Here is a 13,455-nt window from a genome sequence, read left to right as displayed (position 1 = left end):
GCAGTACACTAGAGAGTCGGGCAAGCAGCGCAGATCTGTTGCGGCGGGTACGTCATTTCGTGTCCGGAACTATGATCACGGTCGACTGGTCGTGGTTGAAGGCAAGGCTGGTGCAGGGTCGTCCCGTGGCCCACGGCTGACCGAATCCGCTGTCGTCGATCCGCCAGGACTGTAGGCCGTAAGCATCCAACTTCCGCCTGATCATGTAGTGAAGTACCTTCCGGTCATGGAGCAGCGGGTCAGCTTGATCACACTGGGCGTCGGTGACGTACGGCGCGCTCGGGCGTTTTATGAACGGTTGGGCTGGCAGGGCCAGGAGGTCGAGGAGACCGTGTTCTTTCAGACCGGCGGCATCGTGCTGGTCCTCTGGGGACGTGACAAGCTCGCGCGCGACTGCGGCATCACCGAGGGGCAGACAGGTGGCTTCAGCGGCGTCGCCCTCGCGCACAACGTCCGCTCCAAGGCGGCGGTCGACGACGTCATCGCGGCTGCCGAACGGGCGGGGGCCACGGTCACCCGCCCTCCGGCCGAAACGTTCTACGGCGGCTATGCGGGGGTCTTCACCGACCTCGACGGCCACGCCTGGGAGATTGCGCATAACCCCGGTTTCCCGCTCGCGGCAGACGGTTCGATCACCGTCCCCGGCCTCAGCAACCCATAACTTGTGCTTCTGGGCTGGCGGCTTGACGGCAGACGTCTGCTGCGGCTCCGGATAGATGTCACGGGGATGCGAACGGAGACGGGCTCGGGTTGCGCGACGGTGTTCTGGTCGGAGTTCCCGACGGTGTCGCGAATGGTGTCCCCTTTGGTGACCGGGTTCCCGACGGTGTCCCGGACGGCGTTCTCCCCGGCGATGCGCAGGGCGTTGTCGAGGAAGCGTCCGGCGCAGGCGTGGATGGCGTGGTCAGCGCCTTGGACGGCGGCGTCGCGGACGGCAGCCTGGACGGTACCGCGGACGGCGTCTTGGATGGAGTTCTGGACGGAGTGGCGGATATCGACTGGCATGGCCCGGTCGTCGCCGACACGGAAGGATCGGTCTTCGGCGCGGGCGGCAGTTTCTTGACCTTCTTGGCCGCATACTTCGGCGCGGACTTCACCTGCTGAACATTCTGGATCCGGATACCGTGAACCTCGCCTCCCAGGTTCAGGGTCACGACGTTCTGCTCGGTCGTCATGTCGGACGTACCGTCCAGCAAGAAGCGGAGTTTATCCGCAATATGGATGCCGTACAGGCTGTCCCTTGCCTTGCCGAGGACCGTCCGCCGGACGACGAGCAGGGCGCCGTCCGCCGGAGCTTGAACTTTTTTCGACTCGGATGCCTCGACGGAGAAAATCCCCAGTGGGGTCACGATCTGCCGTGAAGCATTGACGGTGATGCTCCCGTCGCCGGACAGCGTGAACTCGATCGGGAGAAGCGGTGGGTGGTATTTGCCCTGCAGGTCGCAGCCGACGAGGACCAGGGCCAGCACGAGAGCCGACACGATCATTTTCCCAGGACCGAACGACCGATGCATGGCCCGCCCCCCGTGGCGTCAAAATTCGACCACCATCCCCGATGGTCCTCACGGAGAGGACAGCGCACGGACGGCGAAGCCGATGTATCTGTAAGGAATGCGTCACCAAGATTCTTGGAAACCTGTGCCGACACCGCATTCCGACCGTGGACGCAGTCTCAGAAGGGCTTGCGGGCTTTGATCAGGAACCGCGTTGTGTGCGCGACAAAAGGGTCGTCGACCTGAATACTGTCGTGCAGGGCCTTGAGCTGTGGCCGGTACCGGGCGATGGTGAAGTCCGGGACCATCCAGATCACTTTGCGTAGAAAGTAGATCACCGCGCCGACGTCGAAGAACTCGGTGTGCAACGACTCCATCCGCAGGTCGACCACTTCCGGCCCGGCGGTTTTGGCCGAAGCCCTGGCCCTGCCGGGGTGGCGCCTGTGTCGCACCTCGAACGGTTGCGGTCCGAGGACCTGCCGTTCGAGCGGTTCCATCAGCTCGGGGTCAGTGCCGCTGCCAGGCCCGGTGATCCTCGCCCGTACGGGGCGGCGCGGGCCGATGATCTCCGCCTCCGTCTCGACGTCGCGCTGGTCGGCTTCGGCGAGCGCCCGGTACAGCGAGACGACCGACGGGGACTTGCCCGCGTTCTTGCCGGTCTTGATGGTCAGCTTCTTCGCGATCTCGGGGACGGGAACGCCCTTGTCCTTCAGCACGTGGGCGAGAAGAAGGGAGTCGTCGTCGATGACCTTCGGCCGGCCGCCGTGATTGCCCTTGGCTGCGGCGGCGACCCCGGGTAGCGCTGCCCGGTCGCCAGAGCCCGTAGTCCACCCCGTGAATCGTGAAGCGGTGCAGGTGGGTGTCGCTCCAGCCGAACACGGTCTGCAGGATCATATGCAGCTCGGCGATGCTGGTGTGATCGGTGACCAGCAGGCGGCGCCAGATCAGCGGGCTGACCCCCGCCAGCACCACCCGCAGTTGATACACCGCAGGTAACGCAGAGGGCACATTCTCGGTCACGGAAACCATATTCCCGTTACCGTCCCGGATCCTGTGGTCCTTCGTTCGCAAGGGCTGGCCCGCGTGTTCGGCACCGGTACATCGGCTGCATAAGCGGACTTCGTCCGCCGGCACCCGCCCTGCTTACGAGGCATAACCGACCATGCTCGAAGCGTAGCCTCCCACAGTTTTTCCGGTCTCGTCACCGGCCCCCTGCGGCGCCGTTGTGGCGGGCGAACTCTTCCTGGGTGACGTGTTCGGGGCAGTCGACGCGGATGTCGGATGGTCCGAGACGGTAGTCGAAGAAAGCGCAGCGGTGAACTGCGGGTCGGCTGCGGCGGGGTGCGGGTTCGAAATGCCGGCAGGTGGTGCACGCACGGGTCACGCTGATCAGGTGCTCGGCATGCATGCGTTCGAGTACGTCGAGGAGGGTCGCGAGCAGGTGCTCGCCGTCGGGTCGCCCGATTCTGGAGGTTGCCACCTCGACCGGGGCGGTCCATCGGGAGACTGCGTGTGAGATCCGTTGGCCGTCGGCGGTCAGGTATAGCCGGTAGTGGCGCCGGTCGTCGGGGTCCTGCTGGCGGTCTACGAGTCCCTTGCGGCGCAGGGCGGCCACGGCGTCGCTGACGGTGGGATCGGCCACGTCAAGCTCTCGGGCCAACGCGCCGGTTCGGGCCGCCGGGGGTGGTCCCGCGTGGAGGCGGGCAAGGACCCGCAGCTGGGTTGGGGACAGGTCATGCGCCTCGGCCGCACGGCGGGCGAGCACCTGGAACGCCTCGCCGATTCGGTCGAGGGCGGCGACGATCTTTGCGTCGAGTCCGGGGTGGCGCTCCTCGGGGGTGCCGGGTGGCCTCACACGCCTCCTGTCTCCGTGACTCTTCCGGGTTCGCGGTGACCGGTCCCGTCGCCAAGGTCGTGACGGTGGATACCCGGACCTGTGAGTGGACCTTAGCAATCGGATCCGCTTGGATCAGATGGTTAGGAGTCCTTGACGTCTGACCCCGTTTTCAGTCATAGTTCGTCTTGTCGATCGAATTTGTCGATATACCTCGCGGGGCTGGGTTGGCCGCGCCGCGCATGAGCGCCGGCGGGCCGGGTCCAGTCGCGTGCGTTCATCGGGATCGCCGAGGAGACGAGCATGCCGAAGCTTGCCCGCAGTGACTGGTACGACCTGGCCCGCGACACCAACTGGTCGTTCCGCTACGTGTCCGAGCAGGACGTCTTCCCGGAGGAGCTGTCGGGCACCGGGCGGGTCTCGTCCGAGGGGTGGCTGGCCTGGGACGAACCATACAAGATCACCTATCGGGAGTACGTGCACAACCAGGTGACCAAGGACACCACGACGTACTCAGTCAAGAACGCGATCGCCCGCTCGGCGCTGTTCGAGAAGCTCGACCCGGGGTGGAAGTCGGTGATCCTGGCGCACTATGGTGCGATCACGATGCCGGAGTACCTCGCCTCCATCGGTGAGGCGCGGATGGGCCGGTTCGGGCGGGCGGCGGCGTGGCGCAACACGGCGACCTTCGGCACCCTCGACGAGGTCCGACATGGCCAGATCCAGGCGTTCTTCCCCTACGGGCTGATCGGGAAGGAGCCTCGGGCCGACTGGGCGCTCAAGTCGTTTCACACGAACAACTGGATCGTGCTCGCGGTCCGGCAGCTTTTCGACGACATGTTCGTCGCGAACGACGCGCTGTCGATCGCGCTGCAGCTCACCTTCACTCTCGAGACCGGTTTCACGAACCTGCAGTTCCTCGGCATGGCGGCCGACGCGATGAAGGTGGGTGACCTCGAGTTCGGCTCGCTGATCTCCAGCATCCAGACGGACGAGGCCCGCCACGCCCAGCAGGGTGAGCCGACCATCAAGGTCCTCGCCGACAACGGCCAGAAAGACTGGGGCCAGTTCCTCATCGATCACATGTTCTGGCGGTCGTGGCGGGTGTTCGCGCTGCTGACCGGTCTGTCCATGGACTACTACACCCCGCTCGAGCACCGGACGATGTCGTTCAAGGAGTTCATCGAGGAGTGGGTGATCAAGCAGTTCTCCGACCAGTTCCGGGACTTCGGCCTGGAACACCCGTGGTACTGGGAGGAGTTCGTCAGCGAACTCACCTGGTACCACCACGCGATCCACCTCGGAGTGTGGAACTGGCGGCCGACGGTCTGGTGGAACCCGGACGCCGGCGTCTCGGCGGACGAACGGGTGTGGCTGGAGGAGAAGTACCCGGGCTGGAACCGCACGTTCGGCAAATACTGGGACGTCATCGGCGACAACATCCGCTCCGGGAACGTCGAGGCGACGTTCCCGGAGACGCTGCCGTTGGTGTGCAACCTGTGTCAGCTGCCGATCGTGCGCGCCGCCGGCGTCCAGGCCGGTGCGCTGGCCTCGGCCGCGCCGCTGCGCCACACCCATGACGGCCGTGGCTACCTGTTCTGCTCGGAGCCCTGCAAATGGATCTTCACGCAGCGGCCGGAGCGGTTCGCCGGACACCGGTCGCTGGTGGACCGGTTTCTTGCCGGCGCGATCAGCCCGCCCGACCTCGGCGGCGTGCTCGCCTACATGGGACTGTCACCGGCCGAGCAGGGCCAGGACGCCACCGGCTACGCCTGGGCGTTCGCCACGGCGACCGGCCAGGCCGGCGCCAGGGCGGCCCGGCGGTGAGCCCCTGCCAGGCACGAGACTCCGAGGAGACCTGATGGCACTGCTGCCGCTGAGCGCGGTCTTCGAGCACGACTTCGTGTCCCTGCTGGTGGTCGTGGACGACGCCGACACCGTCGAGGTCGTCGGCCGGAAGATCGCCCATCACGTGGTGGGCCGGCGCCTGCCGGCCAGCGACACACCGGTGGGAGTCCGCCACAACGGCCGGGTGCTCGCCCCCGAGACCCGCATCGGCGAGATCGGCGTCGGCCCACTCGACCACGTCGAAGCCTTCTTCCATGAGTAGCACCTCGACTGGTAGCACCTCGATGACTGGTAGCACGTCGATGACTGGCACGCCCGTGGCCTGGACTGACGTCGCCTCTTTGGACGAGCTGTGGGAAGGCGATGTCCTGGAGGTGATCGCGGGGCCCGACCGGGTCCTGGTGGCGCACCTGCCCGGCGGGGTGCTGCGGGCGTACCAGGCCACGTGCCCGCACTCCGAGTTCCCGCTGGTCGACGGAGCCATCGAGGACGGGGTGCTCACCTGCGCCGCGCACCACTGGGAGTTCGACCTGACGACCGGCGAGAGCCTCAACCCGAGCGACTGCCGGCTCTACCGCTTCCCTGTCCGCGCCGCGGGTGAGCGGATCCTCGTGGGGATCCCATCCGACGGTGTACGTCACTACAACCGATGCCGCGGCGGCGCGACCGCCTCATCTGCGGGGGGACGATTCCGATGACCAACGACTCCAGCCGCCTGGTAGGTCCTGTCGTTCGCGGGTTCGACCCGGACATCGTCGACGCGCTGCAGGCCGCGATAGAGAAGGACAATCCCGAGGCGGCGCTGATGGTCGAGGACCGCGGCGGGTACATACGTATCCACGCGCCGCGCTTCCTGCGGGTGACCCGCGCCAGCCTCCAGGAGGCGGCCGGCCGGCCCGTCCCCCTCGCCACCCTCGAACCCGCCCTGGTCGGCTTCGCCGGGCGGATGCGGTACGTGGGCGACGACGAACTCGTCTGGTACCTGGACCGGAAGGACTGAGATGACAACCGCACCCGCGGTGAGGCCTCTGCGCACCTGGAGCGTGCTCGACGGGGCCCGCCGCAAGCCGAACGAGTACGAGACCGTCACCGGCCGCTTCCATTACCACTTCGGACGGCAACCCGCCCCGTTCGACCTCGATCCCGACAGCCCGATCAACCGGTGGTACCTGCGCTACCGCGAAGGCTCGCCGCTACGCGGCGTCGACTGGGAAGCGTTCCGCGACCCCGCTCAACTCAACTACCGCCGCTACATCGCCCTGCAGCACGACCGGGAAATCTACGCCGAAGGCGTCGTCGACCACTTCGAGGCCCTCGACGCAGACGCCGGCCTGAACCCGGCGTGGGTGGGTCTGCTCGGGCGGCTCTACCTGCCCGCCCGTTACCTGTTCCACGTGCTGCAGATCACCAGCCTGTACGTCGGCCAGCTCGGACCCAGCGCCTACGTCACCAACGCCGCGTTCTTCCAGGCCGCCGACGAGCTGCGCGCCCTGCAGTGGGTCGCCTACCGGGCCAAGGCGCTGTCGCTGGTCCACGGCGCAGACCTCGCCGACAGCAAGATCACCCGCCGGTTCTGGGAAGACGACCCGGCCTGGCAACCCGTCCGGGAGACCCTGGAGCGGCTCCTGCTCGCCTACGACTGGGCCGAGGCCTTCACCGTGCTCAACCTCGTCGTCAAACCGGCGCTCGACACGCTACTCAAAACCGCCTTCGCCGACCTCGCGGACGCCAACGGCGACGGCCTCACCGCCCAACTGCTACGCGAGTCCGGCGTCGACAGCTCCCGCAGCCAGGCGTGGAGCGCGGCGGTGGCCCGCCACGCCATCGCCCAACAGCCAGACAACATACTGGTCATCGCCGCCTGGGAAGACACCTGGCGCCCCCGCACCGAGAAGACCGTCGCCGGCCTCGCCGCCCTGTTCACCGACGCCCCGAACCCGGCCACCCCGGCCGAGGTCGCCGCCACCGTCGCCGCGACCACCGCGGCGTTCCGCGCCTCCTGGAGCGGAGAAGCGGAACCCGCCTGATTCCACGGTTCCCAGAGTGCGCGCGAAGACTGCGCGCGAACCCGACGAACACCATGGAAGGACCGATGTCAGTCACCGACGGCTACCTGGCCAACAACGCCGCCTACGCGAAGACCTTCACCGGGCCGCTGCCGCTCCCGCCGTCCAAGCACATCGCCGTCGTCGCCTGCATGGACGCACGGCTCAACGTCTACGCGATCCTCGGCCTCGGCGAGGGGGAGGCCCACGTCATCCGCAACGCCGGCGGCGTCGTTACCGCCGGCGAGATCCGCTCCCTCACGATCAGCCAACGCCTACTCGGCACCAACGAGATCATCCTGATCCACCACACCGACTGTGGCATGCTGACCTTCACCGACGACGCCTTCAAACGCTCGATCCAGGACGAGACCGGGATCAAGCCGGAATGGGCCGCGGAGTCGTTCACCGATCTGGCCGAGGACGTACACCAGTCGATCGCGCGGATCAAGGCGAACCCGTTCATCCCGCATACCGACGCCGTCCGCGGCTTCATCTTTGACGTCGCCACCGGGCTGCTCACCGAAGTCGCATGAGGTCCGGCCGTGTCCGGACCATCAACAGAATATGATCATGTTTGGCTGACGATCGTTTTTTGGACGCTGAGGATGGTCCGGGTGGTGGGCGGCGGCAATTTAGCGGTTAAGCCCCGTTGACTTGTACTGGTACCAGGCTGTCGGTGGGGGTGTTGTTGTTGCCGAGCTGGCCGTAGAGGTTGTCACCCCAGGCCCATGCGGTGCCGTCCGAGCGCAGCGCATATCCGCTGCGTCCACCGCCGGCGATGGCGTTGACCCCGGTGAGCCCGGTGGTGGTGGAGACCGGTACTGGTACGGCGCTGTTGATGGTGGAGTTGTTGCCCAACTCGCCGTCGTGGTTGAAACCCCAGGCCCAGGCGGTGCCGTCGGACCGTAGCGCATATCCGGTGGCGCCGTCCCCGCGGGCGGCGATGGCGCTGACCCCGGTCAGGCCGGAGACCGTCACCGGCACGGAGCTGTCGGTGGTGGTGCCGTTGCCTAGCTGGCCGGGCGCCTGGGAGGCGATGGGCGGTGCAGCAACCCTGTGGCGTCGGCGCAGCGCCATCCGCGGCGGCGGTGACGCCGGTCGGCCGGCCCCCTCGCGCCTACCCCGACCCGGACGAAGCCCGGCGCATCGCAGCCGTAGCACGGGCCCTACTGCTGAACCACAGGGCAGCCACGGTCATCGGCATCCTCACCGACGCAGGCATCCGCACCGTCCTGCTCAAGGGGCCGGTGACCGCACACCGCCTCTACCCCGACCTCCCACGGATGTGGCGCGACACCGACCTGCTCGTCGACCCGTCACGCTTCGCCGACGCCGCGCAGCTCCTCCTCAACCAGGGCTTCCGCCAACTCGATCCCGCGCCCCACGCCCAGACCTTCATCCGCGAAGGCGCCGAAATAGTCGACCTGCACTGGACGCTGCCACTCACGGCAGCCCCACCCGCGCAGGTATGGGCACGGCTACAACCGCACCTCGTCGGCTTCGACCTTCACGGGCACGCCGTCGAAACACTTGACGTGCCCGCCCACGCCTGTCACCTCGCCATCCACGCCGTCCAAAACCCCAGACAGGGACACACAGCGCGGCGCGACCTTGAACGAGCCGTCGCGGTCTTCCCCCTCCCCGTATGGGCCGCTGCGCTGGACGTGGCTCGACTGATCGGGGCCGAGACCCCCCTGACAACCGCGCTACGGGTCACCTCACCGAAGGCCGACACACTCGCCGACCTACTCGGCCTGTCATCCCGCATCCGGTTCATCGAACGGCTCCGGATCAGCGAAGACCCCACCGGTGGCGTGTACGGCGCCGCCAGGCTCCTGCACCTGATCCCCGCGCCACACCGCCGGGTGCTGCTACGTCGCTGGCTCACCCCGACCCAGGCGGAAATCGCGGCATACATGCGCCGCCCCGAGGCAGCTCGATCGACGCCTGCCGACTGGCCCCCCCGCCTACGGCTGATGCTCTACCGCGCACAGCAGATCGCTCGGCTCGCCCCCCACATTGCCCGCGCCGTCAACATCAGCGCCTTCAAGGCGCGACGACTCAGCACCCCTATCCACCCATCGCACACCTGCGACGCCAACGCACCGAACCAAACCAACACGCTGGACCAACAGCCCGATTGAGGCATCGTTACATCGAGCAGCTGTGAAGCCGCTACCTCGGAACGTCCTTCACTACGGATGAGGAAATCCCGATGAGGTTGATCTTGATGGGGTCGGCGTACTTCGCGGGGGGCTTCGAGCTGGCGGGGTACGGCACCGGACCGCGCCGACCTCGGCCGGAGATAGGTCCCGCCCTTTCGAGCCACAACTGCGCGCTCAGCTGACGGCAGCGCCGAACCACGTGGGCAGCTGGCTGAGCAGATCCTGCTGGTCTTCACCGACCCACGCCACGTGGCCGTCCGGCCGCAGCAGCGCCGCGGGCACGTCCAGTTCCTCGCTGACGTCGACGACGTGGTCGACCCGCTCTGCCCAGCCCGCCACCGAGAGCCGGCCGGTCTGGTCGAGCAGCAGCCCGCGGCCGCCGTGCATCAGCTCGTAGAGGCGCCCCCGCTTCAGCCCCACGTCCCGCATCCGCTGGCCGAGCAGTTCATGCCCCTCGCCGAAGGCGTAGCGGACCCCGATCGCAGTGATCTTCTCGATCAGGTACCGGTTCACGTCCTCGAGGTCCATCAGTTCCGCCACCAGCCGGCGCACTGCCCGGGGGCCCGGCTCGGGGGACAGCAGCTCGGTCTGCGCGCGGGTGTTGTCCAGCACGGCGGCGGCCACCGGGTGCCGTTCGGTGTGGTAGCTGTCCAGCAGCCCCTCCGGTGCCCAGCCGTTGACCTCGGCGGCCAGTTTCCAGCCGAGGTTGAACGCGTCCTGGATGCCGAGGTTGAGGCCCATCCCGCCGGTCGGCGGGTGGATATGCGCCGCGTCACCGGCCAGCAGCACCCGGCCGGTGCGGTAGCGCTCGGCCAGCCGGGTGGCGTCGCCGAAACGGGAGAGCCAGCGCGGTGAGTGCGCGCCGAAGTCGGTGCCGGCGAAATCCCGCAGCCGCTGCCTGAGTTCCTCGAGGGTCGGCGGGACCGTGCGGTCCTCGGCCACCCCGTCGGCGGGCACGATGAGGCGGTACACCCCGTCGCCGAGGGGCATGGTGCCGAACCGCACATGGGTCTTGCGGACGTCGGCCACCACGGCGGCCAGCGTCTCCGGCGGCACGGCCACCTCCACCTCGCCCAGCAGCGTCTCGACCCTGGCGGGCTCCCCGGGGAAGCCGACGCCGAGCAGTTCGCGCACCGTGCTGCGGCCGCCGTCGCAGCCGACGAGGTAGCGCGAGCGCAGCCGCGTGCCGTCGGCCAGCTCGGCGGTCACCCCGTGGTCGTCCTGGCTCAGCCCGACCAGTTCGCAGCCGTGCCGGATCTCGGCGCCGAGCTCGGTGGCGTGCTCGGTCAGCAGACGCTCGGTGATGTTCTGCGGGATGGCGAGGACGTACGAATGTGCGGTGTCCAGCCGGTCAGGCCACGGCTTGTCGATGCCGGCGAAGAAACCGCCGACCGCGAACTGCTTGCCGAGCGCGAGGAACCGCTCCAGCAGACCGCGCTGGTCCATCACCTCGACGCTGCGCACGTGCAGGCCCAGCGCGCGGGACTGCCCGGTCGGCGCCGCCTCCCTCTCCAGCACGAGCGCGCGCACGCCGTGCAGCCGCAACTCGCCGGCCAGCATCAAGCCGGTCGGTCCGCCGCCGGCAACGATCACGTCAATCATGAAACCCCCATTCAACAAGGTTGCATTTCGGCCGGCTGCGCCGCGCAGTCCGGCGGCGCGCACACCCGCACCTCCGCGCCGAGTTGGTGTGCCGTTAACGAGCGGCGAACCAACCGACAAGTACCTGCCAGTAGCTTTCGGATCGAAGGTATCGCGTATTCGCGTCACGGCGCGGTTGCCTCGTAGTGCTCCCGCAGCATCCGCATGATGGTCGCGGGGGACGGGTGTTGGCCCTTCTTCGCGCCCTTGGTGATAACCAGCCGCGAGGCGATGTCACGCAGGCTCAGTTCCTGGTCTCGCAGGTGAAGGGCCATAGCGAGCATGTCGTCGTCGGTGACGCCTGCGCCGCCGATGCTCTTGCCGCGCTTGCGCGCGGACTCGTGGCCTTCCAGGGTGCGGTCGCGTATGTACTCGCGTTCCATGCCGGACAGTGCCGCGAGCACGGTGAACACGACGCCGGCGGGGTCGTGCGAGCCCTTGAGTTCGCCGGTGAGGAACTCCAGGCCGACGTCGTGTGCCACGAGCTGTTGGCCGGGGTATTCGGCGGCGAGCGCACCCATGTGGTCCGCGAGCGCCTCCCAACCGGTGACCGCGACCAGATTGTCGCAGTACCGCACGCTGGGATCGCATGTCGCGGTCAGAGCGTCCAGACGTGTCCCACGATCGGGGAGTGACACCGCCCCGGCAGAAATTCGTCAATCTCGAGCACGAACCACGCGTCGCCCTGTCCATCGCCGACCCGGACGATCACTACCGGTTTCTCGAAATCCGCGGCGCAGTCGACAGCATCGACGGCGACCCCGACACGACGTTCTACCGGTCCCTCCAGCGCCGCTACGGCAACGAATACGCCATCACCGAGGCCGGCGTCCGCGTCGTCATCGCCATACGGCCCGAACGGTTCATCACAGTCCGAGGCGGCGAGGCCCGGCGCGACATCTGAACTCGTCCCCGACCGGGACGCGGCCGGGCGAGGGCCGGTGGGGGACGACGCCGGGGCGGGCCGCTCTTTGGCCTCATCGCGGATCTTGGCGGGCTTCCTGCATATCTTGGTCAGCTGTTCTCGCAGCCGATCCCGTCATGGTTGCCGTCCAGACCGAACGGGTCCGGCGGTAGAACCTTCAGCGGGCCCCGCACGTAGTGGGGTCCGTTGCCCGTGCCGCCTTCACAGTCGTAGTCGCCGATCCCGTCGCGCAGGCAGACGCCCGGGTAGGCAGGGTTGCAGTTCGACCGGCTCGGCGACGACGCTGCGGCCTGCGTCCGCGCTGGTGCGGGTGCCGGTGGCGGCGCGGCGGTCTGGACCGGCGCCCGGGTAGCAGATGGTGACGCGGGAGGTTTGCTCGTGGGAGCCGCAGCCGAAGCCGTCGGTGACGGCGAGCCGGTGGGTGACAACGTCGGCGTGGGACTCGGCGGGTCCGCCGGGGTCGGCGACGGCGAGGCGGGGGCCAGCAGGGGAGCCGCCGAGACGACCGACGCGGTGGGTGTCGACGATCACACCCCGTACACCACGTCCGTGGACTCCACTCCCCCACGTCGGCCAGACCGGGAAGACTACTCTCAGCGCGACAGGGCCGGCGCATCGCGTGCTACCGACCTGGACAATCCCGAGATTTCGGGGGACGGTCAGGCGTGTGGATCAGCGCCGTATCCGGGCGTGCGCAGGTCCTTCCAGCCGCGGCCGGAGAGGGCCATATCGACTCACTTCCGAGCATCGCGGTCGGTGTAGAAGGCGGTTATCCGGTCGTCCTCGCGCAGCAACCGCTGATACTGCGGATGGTAGTTGCGCAGCGTGTCGCTGCCGAACCCCACAGCCTCGTCCAGGCCCAGCGCCGTGGTCAGTGCCGCCTTCGTGTGGGACTTCCCAGCGCCGGTCTGCCCAGCGAGCAGCAGCACGACCGGGGCGGTCTGGGATGGTCCCGCCAGCTCGTTCGGCACGATCAGATCCCGGAAGATCCCCTTGTGCTGTATGTCAGAAAGTACGTATTGATCAGGATTGTCCGGCATCCGGCTCATCATAGAACCGTCGCACGGCCGGCCCGTACTCGCGGATCGCTCGGGCGACCGCGGCCGGGTCGTCTCCGGGGAGTTCCCGGCGCTGCCGAGCGTAGTCGGCCGCTTGCTCCCGCCATCTCGCCACCACCGCGGGGTCGGGGGTGGGCTTCTCCAGCTCCCGCCACCTCTGGGCGTTCGCCCAGGCGAGCATCGAACCGAGCAGATCCTCGGCAACCTCATAGGCGATGGCCTCCTCCTGCGACCACGTCGCCAGCACCCCGACTGGCGCGCCAGCCAGCGCCTGCCAGCTGTCCCAGGAGACCAGCACCGCCTCGGGGCGGCGCTGGGGGATACAAGGCGAGCAGGCAGCGGGTCATGTCCATCGCAACCGTGCCTTGCCTGCCTCGACGATGCGTGACCAGCTCGCGAGCTGGGTTGAAAGCGCCACCTGCCCGGCGGCGGTGATCTCGTAT

General features: G+C 68.0%; 18 protein-coding genes and 1 pseudogene. 9 read left to right on the top strand and 10 right to left on the bottom strand.

The genetic code is table 11. The features are described 5' to 3' along the window. The first annotated feature begins 226 nt into the window (after nt 1–226). Nucleotides 227–661, top strand: a complete 435-nt coding sequence (locus CV1CTNOD_RS09105) for a VOC family protein (RefSeq protein ID WP_131785706.1) — start codon at nt 227–229, stop codon at nt 659–661. A 58-nt stretch (nt 662–719) separates the two neighbouring features. Here CV1CTNOD_RS09105 and CV1CTNOD_RS09100 read toward each other — a convergent pair whose 3' ends face one another. From CV1CTNOD_RS09100 to CV1CTNOD_RS09085, 4 genes and pseudogenes are all read right to left on the bottom strand, one after another. Continuing rightward, nucleotides 720–1,514: a hypothetical protein gene (locus CV1CTNOD_RS09100; protein WP_131785704.1), complete on the bottom strand. Its 795-nt coding sequence runs from the start codon at nt 1,512–1,514 to the stop codon at nt 720–722. A gap of 158 nt (nt 1,515–1,672) precedes the next feature. Then, nucleotides 1,673–2,209: a hypothetical protein gene (locus CV1CTNOD_RS28190; protein ID WP_242606532.1), complete on the bottom strand. Its 537-nt coding sequence runs from the start codon at nt 2,207–2,209 to the stop codon at nt 1,673–1,675. 97 nt (nt 2,210–2,306) lie between these two features. Beyond that, a pseudogene (locus CV1CTNOD_RS28185) lies at nt 2,307–2,522 on the bottom strand (plasmid pRiA4b ORF-3 family protein); the annotation flags it as partial. Nucleotides 2,523–2,694: 172 nt separating this feature from the next. Further along, nucleotides 2,695–3,348, bottom strand: coding sequence for a MarR family winged helix-turn-helix transcriptional regulator (locus CV1CTNOD_RS09085; protein WP_131785703.1), 654 nt, complete (start codon nt 3,346–3,348; stop codon nt 2,695–2,697). Between the two features lie 282 nt (nt 3,349–3,630). Between CV1CTNOD_RS09085 and CV1CTNOD_RS09080 the strand changes: the two genes are divergently transcribed. The 6 genes from CV1CTNOD_RS09080 (at nt 3,631) to CV1CTNOD_RS09055 (ending at nt 7,756) form a co-directional block, all read left to right on the top strand. After that, complete coding sequence (locus CV1CTNOD_RS09080) at nt 3,631–5,154, top strand: aromatic/alkene/methane monooxygenase hydroxylase/oxygenase subunit alpha (RefSeq protein ID WP_131785702.1); 1,524 nt, start codon at nt 3,631–3,633, stop codon at nt 5,152–5,154. Nucleotides 5,155–5,188: 34 nt separating this feature from the next. Next, complete coding sequence (locus tag CV1CTNOD_RS09075) at nt 5,189–5,437, top strand: toluene-4-monooxygenase system B family protein (RefSeq protein WP_131785701.1); 249 nt, start codon at nt 5,189–5,191, stop codon at nt 5,435–5,437. Nucleotides 5,438–5,477: 40 nt separating this feature from the next. Next, nucleotides 5,478–5,873 carry a Rieske 2Fe-2S domain-containing protein gene (locus tag CV1CTNOD_RS09070; protein WP_131785700.1) on the top strand — a complete coding sequence of 132 codons (396 nt, stop codon included), beginning with the start codon at nt 5,478–5,480 and terminating at the stop codon, nt 5,871–5,873. Beyond that, nucleotides 5,870–6,175, top strand: a complete 306-nt coding sequence (locus tag CV1CTNOD_RS09065) for an MmoB/DmpM family protein (RefSeq protein WP_131785699.1) — start codon at nt 5,870–5,872, stop codon at nt 6,173–6,175. Before CV1CTNOD_RS09070 ends, CV1CTNOD_RS09065 begins: the two co-directional genes overlap by 4 nt. A gap of 1 nt (nt 6,176) precedes the next feature. Beyond that, nucleotides 6,177–7,202, top strand: a complete 1,026-nt coding sequence (locus CV1CTNOD_RS09060) for an aromatic/alkene monooxygenase hydroxylase subunit beta (RefSeq protein WP_131785698.1) — start codon at nt 6,177–6,179, stop codon at nt 7,200–7,202. 65 nt (nt 7,203–7,267) lie between these two features. Then, nucleotides 7,268–7,756, top strand: a complete 489-nt coding sequence (locus CV1CTNOD_RS09055; protein WP_131785697.1) for a beta-class carbonic anhydrase — start codon at nt 7,268–7,270, stop codon at nt 7,754–7,756. A 106-nt stretch (nt 7,757–7,862) separates the two neighbouring features. Here CV1CTNOD_RS09055 and CV1CTNOD_RS09050 read toward each other — a convergent pair whose 3' ends face one another. Continuing rightward, nucleotides 7,863–8,201 (bottom strand): hypothetical protein, encoded by a 339-nt coding sequence (locus CV1CTNOD_RS09050; protein WP_242606531.1) that lies wholly within the window; start codon nt 8,199–8,201, stop codon nt 7,863–7,865. Nucleotides 8,202–8,266: 65 nt separating this feature from the next. Between CV1CTNOD_RS09050 and CV1CTNOD_RS09045 the strand changes: the two genes are divergently transcribed. Continuing rightward, nucleotides 8,267–9,367: a nucleotidyltransferase family protein gene (locus CV1CTNOD_RS09045; protein WP_131785695.1), complete on the top strand. Its 1,101-nt coding sequence runs from the start codon at nt 8,267–8,269 to the stop codon at nt 9,365–9,367. Between the two features lie 195 nt (nt 9,368–9,562). Here the strand turns inward: CV1CTNOD_RS09045 and rox are convergent, their stop codons facing one another. Both rox and CV1CTNOD_RS09035 read right to left on the bottom strand, forming a co-directional pair. Beyond that, nucleotides 9,563–10,990, bottom strand: coding sequence for a rifampin monooxygenase (gene rox, locus CV1CTNOD_RS09040; protein ID WP_131785694.1), 1,428 nt, complete (start codon nt 10,988–10,990; stop codon nt 9,563–9,565). A 164-nt stretch (nt 10,991–11,154) separates the two neighbouring features. Further along, entirely contained in the window at nt 11,155–11,667 is a 513-nt protein-coding gene (locus tag CV1CTNOD_RS09035) for a recombinase family protein (protein WP_207386286.1), read from the bottom strand. Between CV1CTNOD_RS09035 and CV1CTNOD_RS09030 the strand changes: the two genes are divergently transcribed. After that, nucleotides 11,661–11,933: a hypothetical protein gene (locus CV1CTNOD_RS09030; RefSeq protein ID WP_131785693.1), complete on the top strand. Its 273-nt coding sequence runs from the start codon at nt 11,661–11,663 to the stop codon at nt 11,931–11,933. The genes CV1CTNOD_RS09035 and CV1CTNOD_RS09030 overlap by 7 nt on opposite strands. A gap of 222 nt (nt 11,934–12,155) precedes the next feature. On the opposite strand, the gene CV1CTNOD_RS09025 is transcribed toward CV1CTNOD_RS09030, so the two are convergent. The 3 genes from CV1CTNOD_RS09025 to CV1CTNOD_RS25545 all read right to left on the bottom strand — a co-directional run bounded on the left by CV1CTNOD_RS09025 (nt 12,156) and on the right by CV1CTNOD_RS25545 (nt 13,310). After that, nucleotides 12,156–12,485, bottom strand: a complete 330-nt coding sequence (locus CV1CTNOD_RS09025; RefSeq protein ID WP_131785692.1) for a hypothetical protein — start codon at nt 12,483–12,485, stop codon at nt 12,156–12,158. Between the two features lie 203 nt (nt 12,486–12,688). Then, the gene (locus tag CV1CTNOD_RS25550; RefSeq protein WP_207386285.1) at nt 12,689–12,925 is read right to left on the bottom strand and encodes a zeta toxin family protein; all 237 of its coding nucleotides are present in this window, start codon (nt 12,923–12,925) and stop codon (nt 12,689–12,691) included. 52 nt (nt 12,926–12,977) lie between these two features. Continuing rightward, entirely contained in the window at nt 12,978–13,310 is a 333-nt protein-coding gene (locus CV1CTNOD_RS25545; protein WP_207386284.1) for a hypothetical protein, read from the bottom strand. Between the last annotated feature and the right edge of the window lie 145 nt (nt 13,311–13,455).

Source organism: Protofrankia symbiont of Coriaria ruscifolia (assembly GCF_900634745.1).
In the GTDB taxonomy this organism is placed as follows: domain Bacteria; phylum Actinomycetota; class Actinomycetes; order Frankiales; family Frankiaceae; genus Protofrankia; species Protofrankia californiensis.
This window is presented reverse-complemented; position numbering and strand designations above follow the sequence as displayed.

Coding starts and splice junctions, on each gene's coding strand:
- CV1CTNOD_RS09055 (WP_131785697.1), top strand. CDS start 7,268: ATGTCAGTCACCGACGGCTACCTGGCCAACAACGCCGCCTACGCGAAG.
- CV1CTNOD_RS09065 (WP_131785699.1), top strand. CDS start 5,870: ATGACCAACGACTCCAGCCGCCTGGTAGGTCCTGTCGTTCGCGGGTTC.
- CV1CTNOD_RS09080 (WP_131785702.1), top strand. CDS start 3,631: ATGCCGAAGCTTGCCCGCAGTGACTGGTACGACCTGGCCCGCGACACC.
- CV1CTNOD_RS09070 (WP_131785700.1), top strand. CDS start 5,478: ATGACTGGCACGCCCGTGGCCTGGACTGACGTCGCCTCTTTGGACGAG.
- CV1CTNOD_RS09100 (WP_131785704.1), bottom strand. CDS start 1,514: ATGCATCGGTCGTTCGGTCCTGGGAAAATGATCGTGTCGGCTCTCGTG.
- CV1CTNOD_RS09075 (WP_131785701.1), top strand. CDS start 5,189: ATGGCACTGCTGCCGCTGAGCGCGGTCTTCGAGCACGACTTCGTGTCC.
- rox (WP_131785694.1), bottom strand. CDS start 10,990: ATGATTGACGTGATCGTTGCCGGCGGCGGACCGACCGGCTTGATGCTG.
- CV1CTNOD_RS09060 (WP_131785698.1), top strand. CDS start 6,177: ATGACAACCGCACCCGCGGTGAGGCCTCTGCGCACCTGGAGCGTGCTC.
- CV1CTNOD_RS09105 (WP_131785706.1), top strand. CDS start 227: ATGGAGCAGCGGGTCAGCTTGATCACACTGGGCGTCGGTGACGTACGG.